The organism is Serratia sp. C2(1) (assembly GCF_036352655.1).
In the GTDB taxonomy this organism is placed as follows: Bacteria; Pseudomonadota; Gammaproteobacteria; order Enterobacterales; family Enterobacteriaceae; genus Serratia; species Serratia inhibens.
In genome coordinates this window covers 97,928-111,259 of sequence record NZ_JAZFBA010000003.1, presented here as the reverse complement: position 1 = coordinate 111,259, position 13,332 = coordinate 97,928, and the positions used below count along the sequence as shown (strand labels likewise).

Here is a 13,332-nt window from a genome sequence, read left to right as displayed (position 1 = left end):
GTTGAACCATGAGTATCAGCCAGGCCGCATTCAATTTCATTGAAAACCGCATCAGCCCGATTGCCGGTAAATTATCGACCCAGCGTCATATTATGGCGATCCGCGACGGTTTTATTTCCGCCATGCCGTTCATGATCGTCGGCTCATTTTTACTGGTCTTCGCCTATCCGCCTTTTGCCGCCGACAGCAGTTGGGGAATAGCCCAATGGTGGCTGAATGCTGCGGAAAAACATCAGGTCGCCATTCTTACTCCGTTTAATATGACGATGGGCATTATGTCGATCTATATTACCGCCGCCATCGCCTACAATCTGGCGCAGAGTTATAAGCTCGATCCCTTTATGGCGGCGATGCTGGCGCTGATGTCTTTTTTACTGGTTGCCGCGCCGCAGACCGAGAAGGTGCTGCCGACCGCCGCGTTGGGCGGCGTGGGGATCTTCACCGCCATTCTGGTGGCGATCTACACCACTGAGCTGATCCGTTTCCTTAAAGTACGCAATATCGGTATCTCGCTGCCGGAGCAGGTGCCGGCCAAGATCAAACAGTCATTCGATCTGTTGATCCCGATCCTGGCGGTGGTGATCACGCTGTATCCGCTCAGCCTGCTGGTGCAACACCAGTTTGGCCTGTTGTTGCCGCAGGCGATCATGGCGCTGTTTCAGCCGCTGATTTCCGCCGCCGACTCGTTGCCGGCGATCCTGCTGGCGGTACTGATCGGCCATTTGCTGTGGTTTGCCGGCATTCACGGCGCGGTGATTGTCTCCGGCATGCTGCAGGCGTTCTGGCTGACCAATCTGGGCATCAACCAGGATAGGCTCGCGGCCGGCCAGCCGCTGCCGCACATCTTTATGGAAGCTTTCTGGACCTTCTTTATCGTGATTGGTGGCTCCGGCGCCACCTTTGGGCTGGTGCTGCTTTATCTGCGCAGCCGTTCGGCGCACCTGCGGTCGATCGGCAAGCTGAGCCTGGTGCCGAGCTGTTTCAACATCAACGAACCGGTGATCTTCGGCACGCCGATCGTGATGAATCCCACCTTCTTTATCCCGTTTATCACCGCGCCAATCGTCAATGCGATCATCGCCTATGCGGCGGTGAAACTGGATCTGATCGGCCGGGTGATCTCGGTGGTGCCCTGGACCGCACCGGCGCCGATTGGCGCAGCCTGGGCCACCGGCTGGGATTTCCGTGCAGCGCTGCTGGTGCTGCTGCTGGCGGCGGTATCGGCGCTGATTTATTACCCGTTCTTTAAAGTCTATGAGCGGCAACTGCTGGAGCAGGAAGTGAGTGACGCGGATCCGATTGAACAAACGCAAGGAGTGATCGAATGATCGACATGGAAACGGCGGTAATGGAGCTGATTATCAATGCCGGCGAGGCGCGCAGCTGCGCTATGCAGGCGCTGTACGCGGCGCGTAAATACCAATGGGATCAGGTAGATATTCTGTTGGCGGAATCGCAGTTGGCGGCGAAGCGCGCCCACGCGACCCAGACTGAACTGATCGGTTTTGACGAGGGCGAAGGCAAGCTGCCGGTCAACCTGATCATGGTACACGCGCAGGACCACATCATGAACGCCATGCTGGCGCGCGATCTGGTGGAAGAGCTGGTCAGAATTTATCGATTACTGGAGCAGAATGGAGTGCAAAACGCATGAGCGTATTTCCCAAGGATTTCCTCTGGGGCGCGGCGACCGCGTCTTATCAGGTTGAAGGCGGCCATGATGCCGACGGCAAGGGCCTGTCCAACTGGGATCTGTTTTCCCATCTGCCCGGCACCACCTATCAGGGCACCAACGGCGACGTGGCGGTCGATCATTATCACCGCTTCCGAGAAGACGTGGCGCTGATGGCCGAGCTGGGCATGCAGACCTACCGATTTTCGATCTCCTGGCCGCGGCTGTTGCCGCAGGGGCGCGGAGAGGTGAACGAAGCCGGGATCCGCTTCTACAGCGAACTGATCGACGAACTGCTGAAGCACAATATCAAACCTATGATCACCCTCTATCACTGGGATCTGCCGCAGGCATTGCAGGAACAGTTCGGCGGTTGGGAATCGCGTGAGATCGTCGACGCTTTCGATGAGTACGCCCGCCTGTGCTATCAGCGCTTTGGCGATCGCGTCGAGTTGTGGTCAACCTTCAACGAAACCATCGTGTTTATCGGCATGGGCTACATTACGGGCGCGCATCCGCCCAGACTGACCGATCCGAAAAAGGGCATCCAGGCCTGCCACCATGTGTTTTTGGCCAATGCGCGGGCGGTGAAAAGCTTCCGCGAAATGGGGATCGACGGGCAGATCGGCTTCGTCAACGTGCTGCAACCTAACGATCCGATCAGCGATTCGCCGCAGGATCGGCGCGCCTGCGAGATCGCCGAAGGGATCTTCACCCACTGGCTGTACGATCCGGTGTTGAAGGGCGAATACCCGGCGGAGCTGTTGGCGATGGCGCAGCAGGCGTTTGGCGTGCCGTATTTCGCGCCGGGCGACGAAGAACTGCTCAAGCAGAACATCGTCGATTTTATCGGCCTGAACTACTACAAGCGTGAGATGGTGGCGCATAACGATGACGTGGACGGCTATGCCATCAATACCAGCGGCCAGAAGGGCAGCGGGCGCGAACTGGGCTTTAAGGGGTTGTTCAAACAGGTACGCAACCCGAACGGCGTTTACACCGATTGGGATTGGGAGGTTTACCCGCAGGGGCTGACCGACGCGATTGGCCGCATCGTCAAACGCTACGGCAATATTCCCCTTTACATCACCGAGAACGGGCTGGGCGCCAAGGATCCGATTGTCGACGGCGAGGTGCGCGATCAACCGCGCATTGACTATCTGCGCGATCATATTCAGGCGATCGGCGCGGCGATCGAACAGGGTGCCGACGTGCGTGGCTATTACCCCTGGTCGTTTATCGATCTGCTTTCCTGGCTCAACGGCTACCAGAAGCAATACGGTTTCGTCTATGTCGATCACAACGACAATCTGGCGCGCAAGAAGAAGCAGAGCTTTGGCTGGTATCAGCGGGTGATCGCCACCAACGGCGAGCAGTTATAGCGGGGAAATAAAAAGGCCCTCTCGTTGGGGGAGAGGGCCGGGTAACATTACAGAGACTCGGGATCCGGCCCCAGGCGATTGCCGATATCCAACTGGGTGATTTGGCTCAGTTCGTCTTTATCCAGTTTGAAATCGAATACCTCGAAATTTTCACGGATGCGCGATGGCGTGACCGATTTCGGGATCACGATCAGGCCGCTGTCCAGGTGCCAGCGCACCACGATTTGCGCCGGGGTCTTCTCGTATTTATCCGCCAGGTGTTTGATTACCTGCTGGTCAAATACCCCTTCGCCACCCTGTGCCAACGGGCTCCAGGATTCGGTGGCGATATGATGGGTGGCGTTCCAGGCGCGCAGCTGGCGCTGTTGCAGCAGCGGGTGCAGCTCGATCTGATTGATCACCGGTGCGACGCCGGTTTCATCCAGCAGGCGCTGCAGGTGCGGAATGTGGAAATTGCATACCCCGATGCTCTTGGCCAGCCCCTGTTCGCGCAGCTTGATCAACCCGCGCCAGGCGTCGACGTACTGATCCTGTTGCGGTTTGGGCCAGTGGATCAGATACAGATCGACATAGTCCAGTTTGAGTTTTTCCAGGCTGGTTTCCAGCGCGGCCTGCGGATCGCCCTGATCGTCGTTCCACAGCTTGGTGGTAATGAACAGTTGGTCGCGCGGTACCGAGGCAGATTGCAGCGCGGCGCCGACCCCTTCCTCATTCTTGTAGATCGCAGCGGTATCAATCGAGCGATAACCAATTTCCAGCGCTTTGCTCACTGCATTGGTGGTCTCTGAAATACTCGCCTGCCAAACGCCGAGACCCAACTGCGGCATCAGATTACCATCGTGGAGTTTGATGATGGGTTGTTGCGTTGTCATGCGCATCTCCTTGTGAACTGATTGCCCGGCGCTGCATGCACCGGAAAACGGCTATAAATAAATTCTAGTTGGCAAACCGGGGTGTTGCTGAGTTTGCTAACCAAATTTCAGCGGTTGCGGCACGGTCTGATACAGGTCATGTTTTTCTCCCATTGATTAACGAGACGATGTCATGCGATACGATCGGCAGCGCAGATAAAGCGCTGAACTGCGCCCGGTGATCGGTCGGGCGCAGGGGGCAGAAACGGCAAATAGAAACTAAAGCCTAGCAGGAAATCGCCGGTTTGCGATTAACGCGCCGCTTCATAAATGCGTTGGCTGACTTCCAGCGTGATGTCCTGGTGTTCACCCAACGCGGTCATGCCGTGCTGATGCAGCTTGTCGAGCAGTGCCGGGATCGAGCTGCCGTCGAGCTGGTAATCTGCCATGCGGGTCGGCACGCCCATTTGCTCGAAGAAGGCGCGGGTGGCGGCGATGGCGCCGTCAATGCGGCTGTCTTCGCTGCCGTCGTGCAGGCCCCAAACGCGTTCAGCGTATTGCAGCAGTTTTTCGCGTTTTTGCGCTTTTTTCTCGGTCAACAGGGCCGGCAGAACGATCGCCAGCGTCTGCGCATGGTCAAGATCGTGCATCGCGGTCAGCTCGTGGCCCAGCATGTGGGTCGCCCAGTCCTGCGGCACGCCGGCGCCGATCAGGCCGTTCAACGCCATGGTGGCGCTCCACATCACGTTAGCGCGCACTCCGTAGTTTTCCGGCTCGGCCAGCGCGCGCGGGCCGTCTTCCAGCAGCGTCAGCAGCAGGCCTTCGGCAAAACGATCCTGCACCTTGGCGTTGACCGGGTAGGTCAGGTACTGCTCCAGGGTGTGCACAAAGGCATCCACTACGCCGTTGGCGATCTGGCGCGGCGGCAGCGAGTAGGTCACTACCGGATCCAACACCGCGAACAGCGGCTGCACATGCGGCGAGAAGAAGTGTTGCTTGTCGCCGCTGCTTTTGCGGGTGATCACTGCGCCGCTATTGGATTCAGAACCGGTGGCCGGCAGCGTCAGCACGCAGCCCATTGGCACCGCACCGGTGATTTGGCTGCCGACGGTTTTCAGGATATGCCAGGCATCGCTGTCCGCTTGATAATGGGCCGCTGCGGCAATGAACTTGGTGCCGTCAACCACGGAACCGCCGCCGACCGCCAGCAGGAAATCGATGTTTTCCGCACGTACGACGTCGACCGCTTTCATCAACGTTTCGTAGGTAGGGTTGGGCTCGATGCCGGAGAACTCCAGCACGTTACGGCCGGCCAGTGCGGCATAAACTTGATCCAGCACGCCGTTTTTCTTCACGCTGCCGCCACCGTAGGTAATCAGGATGCGTGCGTCTGCAGGGATTTGCTGTGCCAGGCCGGCAATTTGGTCCTGGCCGAACAGGATTTTGGTTGGGGTATGGAGAATAAAGTTTTGCATGGATGATTTCTCTTCTGCAGGGGGAAAGCGCCGGCGGCGCAAAAATATCTGATGCGTATTGTCAGTACCTTAGCCCCGCAGCACAATGCACATTCCTGTACGAGTCTTGCCTATTCCTACAAAACGTTGTAGAAAAATAGAGTTTTAAACTATTATTTATGCCGAATCGTTCTAGGTGTAAGAGGGTGTTTCAGTGACGGAAATCGATGAACTGCGCAGCCGCATGGCGCGCCAGGCCACGCGCTTTGCCGAGGGCAACGGCTATACGCCGTCGCCGGTGCCGCGGGTCAAGATCCTGTACGTTGATCGCTACTGCCCGCGTCAACCGGTGATGTATGAACCCGGGGTGGTGATCGTTTTTCAGGGGCACAAGGTCGGTTATTGCGGCAACAAGGTGTTCCAGTACGATCCGCGCAACTATTTGCTGATGTCGGTGCCGCTGCCGTTTGAGTGCGAAACCTTCGCCAGCCCGGAGCTGCCGTTGGTGGGGTTGGCGGTCAATATCGATACCCAGATGCTGCAGGATCTGTTGATCGACATCGGCGATGACGACTATCTGATGCAGCCGCGCAGGGAAAGCAGCGGGGTCAATCTGGCCACGCTGTCGGAAGAGATGCTGTGTGCCACCGAGCGTCTGCTGGACGTGATGGCCAAACCGCTGGATGCCCGGGTGCTGGGCCCGCAGATCGTGCGTGAAATCCTCTATCACGTGTTGCGCGGTTCCTGCGGGGCATCGCTGCAGGAGCTGGTCAACCGCCATACGCACTTTAGTCAAATCGCCAAGGCGCTGCGGCGCATCGAGAACCAGTATGCGGAAGGCCTCAACGTGGAGCAGTTGGCGGGCGAGGTCAATATGAGCATCTCGGCGTTTCACCATAACTTCAAGGCGGTGACCAACACCTCGCCGCTGCAATATGTAAAATCTTATCGGTTGCACAAAGCGCGTTTATTGATGGTGCACGACGGCCTGAAGGCCAGCACCGCGGCGATCCGCGTCGGCTATGAGAGCGCTTCGCAGTTCAGCCGCGAATTCAAACGCTTCTTTGGCGTGACGCCGAGCGATGAAATTGCCCGACTGCGCGACAGCCCACTGGGTTAACGTCGGCAGCCTGCCGCCGGGCAATGCTTCAAGGGATCAGCACGATCTTGCCGAAGGCCCCACGCTCAAGATGATCGAGCGCCTGCGGCAGTTGATCGAAGCGGTAAACCCGGTCGATCACCGGCTGCAGCCCGATGAGATCCACGGCGCGCACCAGATCTTCCAGCGCGCGGCGATGGCCGACGCCAATACCTTGAATCACTGGCGATTTCATCAACAGCGGGCCGGCAGGGGCAGAGACTTCGAAGCCTTCCAGGGCGCCGATCACCGAGATGCGCCCGTGAACCGCCACGGCGCGAACCGAGTTGCCGAGGTTGGGGCCGCCAACGGTGTCAATCACGTGGTCGATACCCTTGTCTTGCGTCAGTTCATACACGGCGTCTACCCAGTCTCCGTTCAGGCGGTTAATGCCGTGATCGGCACCCAGTACTTTGGCGCGCGCCAGTTTTTCATCGCTGGCCGAGGTGACGTACACCTCAGCGCCGTGCGCCTTGGCTATCTGTAGCGCGAACAGCGCCACGCCGCCGGTGCCTTGCACCAACACCGATTCGCCGGCGTGCAGGCGGCCCTGTTCCACCAGCGCGAACCATGCGGTCAGGCCGGCGCAGGGCAGGGTGCTGGCCTGTACGTCGTCCAGCGAGGCGGGCGCTGCTGCCAGCCAGTCTTCGTGCACCACCACGTATTCCGCCAACATGCCCTGATAGAAACCGCCAAGGGTGCGGTAAGGCAGCGTACGCGCGTCGCCGTGAGGCTTCTGTCGACCGTCGATCCAGCCTGGGCTGAAGGTGGAGATTACGCGATCGCCGGGCTGGAAGCGGCTGACGCCGGCACCGATGGCATCCACCTCGCCGGCCATGTCGGAGGCGGGGGTAAAGGGTTGCGGCAGCGTCATCCCCATACCGGTTTCAATCACCAGCTTGTCGCGGTAGTTGAGCGCCACCGCTTTCACTTTCACCCTGATCTCGTGCGGGCCAGGCTGCGGGATTGCGCTTTCGGTCAGTTGCAAATGTTCACGCCCCAGGGCAGCCATCGTCCAGCGTTGCATTGTGTCGGTCATGATTCACTCCAAAGTCGGAAATAAGTAGACCTGTCGATATTATCGTTGATTGATATTCGCCAGTGGCGATAAGATTTCTTTCAATTGTTTCCCTCAGAGATACAAACCATGACCGATCGGTTGAACGGCATTTCGGTATTTGTCACGGCAGTGGGGGCGGGGAGCTTTGCGCTGGCCGCCAGCCGGCTGCATCTTTCGCGCTCGGCGGTGGGGAAGACCATCGCCAGACTGGAACAGCGGCTTGGCGTGCGCCTGTTCCACCGCACGACCCGCAGCCTGAGCCTGACCGACGACGGGGCGCTGTTCTATGAACGTTGCCTGCGGGCGCTGGAGGAGATCCGCGCGGCGGAAACGCTGCTGGAGTCGGGCAAACGCGAGGTCAGCGGCAGGTTGAGGGTATCGATGCCGGTGCTGTTCGGCCGCATGTGCATCGCGCCACTGCTGACCGAACTGGCGCGCGAACACCCCGGGCTGGAGCTGGAACTGTCGTTTAACGATCGCGTCGTGGATTTGATTGAGGACGGTTTTGACCTGGCGATCCGCAACGGCGAGTTGGCCAACAGCAGCGGGCTGGTGGCACGGCGGCTCGGCAACCATCGCATGGCGCTTTGCGCCGCGCCGGCTTACTTGCAGCGCCGGGGCGAACCGCAGAGTATCGAACAACTGGCGCAGCACGATGCGGTGGCTTATGTACGTGCCGGCGTGGTGCGTAACTGGTTGATCCCGGAAGCGGACGGCGTGACGCGCGAGATGATGCCGGGTACCCGTTTGCAGATGGATGACCTGCAGGCGATAGCGGATGCGGCCGTCGCCGGGTTCGGCATTGCCTGGCTGCCCTGTTGGCTGGTGCGCGGGCAACTGATTAAAGGCGAATTGGTGCGGATAATGCGAGATCGGCCGGGGCTGTTTTTCGACGCCCATGCGGTGTGGGCGCAGACGCCGCATCTGCCGTTGAAGGTGCGCATGGCGGTGGATCGACTGGCGAGCAAGTTGCCCGCCAATATGGAATTGATTGAGGCGAAGCCCGTCGGTTAGGCGGCGGCGCGCTTTTTGCGCCAGATGACCAGCATGGCGCCCAGCAAACCCACCAGCAACAGCAGCAGCGGCAGGATCATCAGCCCGGTCATCACCTGGCTTTCGTAGCGTTTCACCAGCGGGATCTGGCTGAAAGCGTAGCCGAGGCTGACCAGGGCACCGACCCAAACTACCGCACTTAACCAGTTGAACAGATGAAAGCGCGCGCTGTTCAGCCCGGAGATGCCGGCCATGGTCGGCAGCAGGGTGCGAACGAAGCCGAGGAAGCGGCCGATCATCAGGGCCATCAGGCCGTGACGGTTAAACAGGTTGTGCGCGCGTTGGTGATATTGGGCGGGCAGTTGCAGCAGCCAGCCTTTCACCAGGCTGGTATGGCCCAACCAGCGGCCCTGCAAATAGCTGAGCCAGCAGCCGAGGCTGGCGGCGAGGGTCAGAATAATCAGCGTGGGTATAAAAGCCATCACGCCTTTGGCGATCAATGCGCCGGATAACAGCAGCAGGCTGTCGCCGGGCAGGAAGGAGGCCGGCAGTAATCCATTTTCAAGGAACAGCGTGGTGAAAAGCACAGCATAAACCACCCAAATTACGCTTGGGTCGGCAAGGGCAATGAAGTCCTGCTGCCAAAGCGCATGAACAATCTCTCGTAATACATCCATTTTATGTCCTGTTGCATGCCGGTTTCGCCCGGGGGTCACTTTCTCCAGGAGGCGGTGTTGACCTTATCTGACCATTACCCGGTTAGTGTACTGCTAATAGCTTAAGTACACATTAAACGAAGCGGAATAAAAATGGCAGTGCAGCGGGCTGCGGATCAGCGTGCGTTGGCGATACGCTCGAACCCTTCGGCGAGGTCGGCGATCAGATCCTGCACGTTCTCCAGGCCGATATGAAGGCGCACCAGCGTGCCGGAGAAATCAACGCCGCCCGCCGGACGGATCGCCTCCAGCTCTTCCGGTTGGTTGGCCAGGATCAGCGATTCGTAACCCCCCCAGGAATAGGCCATGCTGAAATGGCTGAAGTTATCCAGATAGTCGGCCAGCTGATTGTCGCTGAGCCGCTGTTTCAACACGAAAGAGAACAGGCCGTTGCAGCCGCTGAAATCGCGGCGATAGAATTCATGGCCTTTGCAGCCAGGCAGCGCGGGGTGATTGACCACCGCCACCTCAGGCCGTTCCGCCAGCCAGTTGGCGACTTCGATACTGCTCTGCTCGTGCTGCTTCAGGCGCACGCCCAGCGTGCGCAGGCCGCGGCTTGCCATATAGGCGGTATCGGCGTCCACCATCTGGCCCATCAGGTAAGAATATTCGCGCAGTTGGTCCCAACAGCGTTCGTTGGCCACGGCGGTGCCGAGCATATAATCGGAGTGGCCGATAATGTATTTGGTGCCGGCCTGAATCGAAATATCGATATCAAAATCCAGCGCCTTGAACAGCACGCCGGCCGCCCAGGTATTGTCGATCATGATCACCGTTTCTGGCGCTACGGCGCGGATGGCCTGCACCATCGCCGGAATATCCTGAATTTCCATGGTGATGGAACCGGGGGATTCGAGGAATACCACGCGGGTATTGGGCTGAATCAGCCCGGCGATGTCGGCGCCGATCAGCGGGTCGAAATAGGTGGTCGCCACGTTCATGCGGCTAAGAATGTGGCTGCAAAAATCTTGCGTCGGCTCATAGACCGAACCGGTCATCAGCACGTGGTCGCCGGCGCCGACAAAAGACAAAATGGCGTTGGATACCGCCGCCGCGCCGCACGGATAAAGCACGCAGCCCGCACCGCCTTCCAGCTCGACCATCGCATCCTGAAACGCGAAGTGGGTCAGGGTGCCGCGCCGGCCGTAAAATAGCTCGCCGTGGGCGCGTTGGGCGGTGGCGTGTTTCTTGGCCGCAACGGAGTCAAATACCAGTGAGGAAGCGCGCTGGGTGACGGGATTAACGGAGCCCTGGGTATAGCGCTTGCTGCGCCCGGCGGCGATCAGCGTGGTTTCGATATTTTTTGATGTCATGGGAATGGGCTCACTTTTACTGGCTTTTCACTGGCATTTTGCGATAGCCCTTAGGTTAACATGACCTATAATAGCCATCCAGACGTTTTAACTTCCAGATACAGAAACGGCTATAATCCTCTGCCGGAGCGCGTTCCGGCACGTCATCATTCTGCCTGACGGCATTTAACCGGCCCGCATGTCGGCAAACGGGCAGCCTGCAGGCATAAATGCTGTCGGGGCGGGTTTGTTGCACCTCTGTGGGCGAAAAGTAACGAAAAACTCTTTAAAAGGGGAGTAAAGGGCCGAACCGGCGGTGAATAAGCGAATGTTGCGGCTCCGGCGCCGCTAGATCTTAAATATTGCCGACTATTTGGTAAATAATAATGAGAACTACTATCAATCCCTGATTGGTTTGATATGATCGCACGCTGAATTATTCCTCAATTTTGTTCGGTAACGGGTGGAGGCACAGCGTGAAAACGGCTGGCAAGCATTTAAATCAAGGAGCGTTCGGCCAGGGCCGGGCGCAATGGGGCAAGGCGTTAGGCCGTGGTCTGTTCGCTTCGATGGTATTGGTGGTTGGATTGGCCGGCAGTGCGCAGGCTGCACCGGCGGCAAACCCCGCCGTGACCGAGAGCGTTGCACCGGCCGCCGCGCCTGCTGCTGCGCCTGAAACCCTCACTCCGGTGAATCCGCAACCCACCATCCAACCGCCGGAAACCCGCGGCATGGATCTGTCCGTTTGGGGCATGTACCAGCACGCGGACATCGTCGTGAAAACGGTGATGATCGGCCTGGTGCTGGCATCTATCGTCACCTGGACCATTCTGTTCTCCAAAGGCAGCGAACTGTTCCGCGCCAAGCGCCGTCTGCGCCGCGAACAACTGGCGCTGGCCAATGTGCGTACGCTGGATGAAGCCAGCGAACTGGCGCAGGGTTTCTCCGAAGAAAGCATCAGCGCGGTGTTGTTGAACGACGCGCAAAACGAGCTGGAACTGTCGGCGGAGTCCAACGACAACAACGGCATCAAAGAACGTACCGCTTTCCGTCTTGAGCGCCGCGTAGCGGGCTACAGCCGCAACATGGGCCGTGGCAACGGCTTCCTGGCGACCATTGGCGCCATCTCGCCGTTCGTCGGCCTGTTCGGCACCGTTTGGGGCATCATGAACAGCTTTATCGGCATCGCCCACTCGCAAACCACTAATCTGGCCGTCGTCGCGCCCGGCATTGCGGAAGCGCTGCTGGCGACCGCGTTGGGGTTGGTTGCCGCGATCCCGGCGGTGGTGATTTATAACGTCTTCGCCCGCGTCATCGGCGGCCATCGCGCTCAGGTTGGCGACGTGGCGGCGCAGGTGCTGCTGCTGTCGAGCCGCGATCTGGATCTGGCCGCGACGGCGGAAGCCAAACGCTCACAGCATTCACACCAACTGCGGGTGGGGTGAGTTATGGCGATGCGCTTAAATGAAGATCTGGACGACAGCGGCGAACTGCATGAAATCAACGTGACGCCGTTTATCGACGTCATGCTGGTGCTGTTGATCATCTTTATGGTGGCCGCGCCGCTGGCAACGGTCGATATCCGCGTCGATCTCCCCGCTTCTTCAGCCAAACCGCAGCCGCGCCCGGAGAAACCGGTGTTCCTGTCGGTGAAAGCGGATAAGCAGCTGTATGTGGGTGAGCAAGCGGTCAACGCCGATCAACTGACGGCGGTGCTGGATCAGCGCACTCAGGCGAACAAAGAGACCACCATCTTCTTCCAGGCGGACAAGACCGTGGACTACGAAACGCTGATGAGCGTGATGGATACGTTGCGTAAAGCCGGCTACCTGAAAGTGGGGCTGGTGGGGATGGAAGGCGCCGCGAAGTAGCGAGCCGAATATCGCTAAGAATGAGAAGGGCGCCGAGGCGCCCTTTTTCTATATCAATGCTTTGATAAAATTCAGCCGCGAGCGTGCGCCGCGGCGCGGGCGATCTGCTCATCGGTAGGGCGCACGCCGGTATAGAGTACGAACTGCTCCAGCGCCTGCAAGGCAATCACTTCCGCACCGGTGATCACCCGTTTGCCTTGCTCGCGCGCGTTGCGAATCAGCGGGGTTTCCGCCGGCAGCGCCACCACGTCGAAGACGATTTCCGCCGCTTCGAGGGTTGTCGGGGCAAAGGCCAGCTGTTCCGCCTCCGCGCCACCGGCCATACCTATGGGGGTCACGTTGATCAGCATATCCGCGGTTAACTCCCCGACTTCCGCCAGCCACTGATAACCGTAAGCGCTAGCCAGCGCCTGGCCTGCTGCCGGGTTGCGGGCGATGATATGTCCCCGTTTGAAACCGGCGTCGCGCAGGGCGGCGGCCACCGCCTTTGCCATGCCGCCGCTGCCGCGCAAGGCGAAAGTGGTTTCCGCCGGGATCTGATGCTGCGCCAGCAGTTTGGCGATGGCGATATAGTCGGTGTTATAGGCCCGCAGGAACCCGCCGTCATTGACGATGGTATTGACCGATTCAATCGCCGTGGCGGAAGCGTCCAGTTCATCGAGGAAGGGAATGCAGCTCTCTTTGAACGGCATGGAGACCGCGCAACCGCGAATACCCAGAGCGCGCACGCCGCCTACCGCTGCCTGAATATCCTGGGTGGTGAATGCCTTATAGATAAAGTTCAGATCCAGTTCCCGGTACAGATAGTTATGGAAGCGGGTACCGAAGTTGCCAGGGCGGCCGGCCAGCGACATGCACAGCTGGGTATCTTTGTTAATCTCACGATTCATGATGGGCTCCTTA

Annotated in this window: 13 protein-coding genes; 7 read left to right on the top strand and 6 right to left on the bottom strand. The window is 59.0% G+C overall.

The features are described 5' to 3' along the window. The first annotated feature begins 8 nt into the window (after positions 1-8). Genes V2S86_RS18565 through V2S86_RS18555 form a run of 3 tightly spaced genes read left to right on the top strand, consistent with a single transcriptional unit; the run spans position 9 to position 3,054 of the window. Positions 9-1,328 carry a PTS sugar transporter subunit IIC gene (locus tag V2S86_RS18565; RefSeq protein WP_330763644.1) on the top strand — a complete coding sequence of 440 codons (1,320 nt, stop codon included), beginning with the start codon at positions 9-11 and terminating at the stop codon, positions 1,326-1,328. Continuing rightward, positions 1,325-1,654, top strand: a complete 330-nt coding sequence (locus tag V2S86_RS18560; protein ID WP_004948247.1) for a PTS lactose/cellobiose transporter subunit IIA — start codon at positions 1,325-1,327, stop codon at positions 1,652-1,654. Before V2S86_RS18565 ends, V2S86_RS18560 begins: the two co-directional genes overlap by 4 nt. Then, positions 1,651-3,054 (top strand): GH1 family beta-glucosidase, encoded by a 1,404-nt coding sequence (locus V2S86_RS18555; protein WP_013814603.1) that lies wholly within the window; start codon positions 1,651-1,653, stop codon positions 3,052-3,054. Before V2S86_RS18560 ends, V2S86_RS18555 begins: the two co-directional genes overlap by 4 nt. Before the next feature lie 47 nt (positions 3,055-3,101). Here the strand turns inward: V2S86_RS18555 and dkgA are convergent, their stop codons facing one another. Then, on the bottom strand, positions 3,102-3,926 hold the full coding sequence (gene dkgA, locus V2S86_RS18550; RefSeq protein WP_330763643.1) for a 2,5-didehydrogluconate reductase DkgA: 825 nt from the start codon (positions 3,924-3,926) through the stop codon (positions 3,102-3,104). A gap of 290 nt (positions 3,927-4,216) precedes the next feature. After that, a complete protein-coding gene (gene yqhD / locus V2S86_RS18545; RefSeq protein ID WP_330763642.1) occupies positions 4,217-5,380 on the bottom strand; it encodes an alcohol dehydrogenase in 1,164 nt (387 codons plus the stop codon). 193 nt (positions 5,381-5,573) lie between these two features. Between yqhD and V2S86_RS18540 the strand changes: the two genes are divergently transcribed. Then, positions 5,574-6,479 carry an AraC family transcriptional regulator gene (locus V2S86_RS18540; RefSeq protein WP_330763641.1) on the top strand — a complete coding sequence of 302 codons (906 nt, stop codon included), beginning with the start codon at positions 5,574-5,576 and terminating at the stop codon, positions 6,477-6,479. A 28-nt stretch (positions 6,480-6,507) separates the two neighbouring features. Here the strand turns inward: V2S86_RS18540 and V2S86_RS18535 are convergent, their stop codons facing one another. Further along, positions 6,508-7,536, bottom strand: coding sequence for a zinc-dependent alcohol dehydrogenase family protein (locus V2S86_RS18535; protein WP_330763640.1), 1,029 nt, complete (start codon positions 7,534-7,536; stop codon positions 6,508-6,510). Positions 7,537-7,644: 108 nt separating this feature from the next. Between V2S86_RS18535 and V2S86_RS18530 the strand changes: the two genes are divergently transcribed. Continuing rightward, the gene (locus V2S86_RS18530) at positions 7,645-8,571 is read left to right on the top strand and encodes a LysR family transcriptional regulator (RefSeq protein WP_330763639.1); all 927 of its coding nucleotides are present in this window, start codon (positions 7,645-7,647) and stop codon (positions 8,569-8,571) included. Here V2S86_RS18530 and V2S86_RS18525 read toward each other — a convergent pair. Together V2S86_RS18525 and metC are read right to left on the bottom strand one after the other, a co-directional pair. Continuing rightward, positions 8,568-9,227: a DedA family protein gene (locus V2S86_RS18525; protein WP_126485315.1), complete on the bottom strand. Its 660-nt coding sequence runs from the start codon at positions 9,225-9,227 to the stop codon at positions 8,568-8,570. The genes V2S86_RS18530 and V2S86_RS18525 overlap by 4 nt on opposite strands. Before the next feature lie 155 nt (positions 9,228-9,382). Continuing rightward, the gene (gene metC, locus V2S86_RS18520) at positions 9,383-10,579 is read right to left on the bottom strand and encodes a cystathionine beta-lyase (RefSeq protein ID WP_330763638.1); all 1,197 of its coding nucleotides are present in this window, start codon (positions 10,577-10,579) and stop codon (positions 9,383-9,385) included. Positions 10,580-11,034: 455 nt separating this feature from the next. Between metC and exbB the strand changes: the two genes are divergently transcribed. Both exbB and exbD read left to right on the top strand, forming a co-directional pair. Then, positions 11,035-12,003 (top strand): tol-pal system-associated acyl-CoA thioesterase, encoded by a 969-nt coding sequence (gene exbB / locus V2S86_RS18515; protein WP_330763637.1) that lies wholly within the window; start codon positions 11,035-11,037, stop codon positions 12,001-12,003. 3 nt (positions 12,004-12,006) lie between these two features. Continuing rightward, positions 12,007-12,429, top strand: a complete 423-nt coding sequence (exbD, locus tag V2S86_RS18510; protein WP_006320636.1) for a TonB system transport protein ExbD — start codon at positions 12,007-12,009, stop codon at positions 12,427-12,429. A gap of 71 nt (positions 12,430-12,500) precedes the next feature. On the opposite strand, the gene V2S86_RS18505 is transcribed toward exbD, so the two are convergent. Then, the gene (locus V2S86_RS18505; protein ID WP_330763636.1) at positions 12,501-13,319 is read right to left on the bottom strand and encodes a shikimate 5-dehydrogenase; all 819 of its coding nucleotides are present in this window, start codon (positions 13,317-13,319) and stop codon (positions 12,501-12,503) included. Between the last annotated feature and the right edge of the window lie 13 nt (positions 13,320-13,332).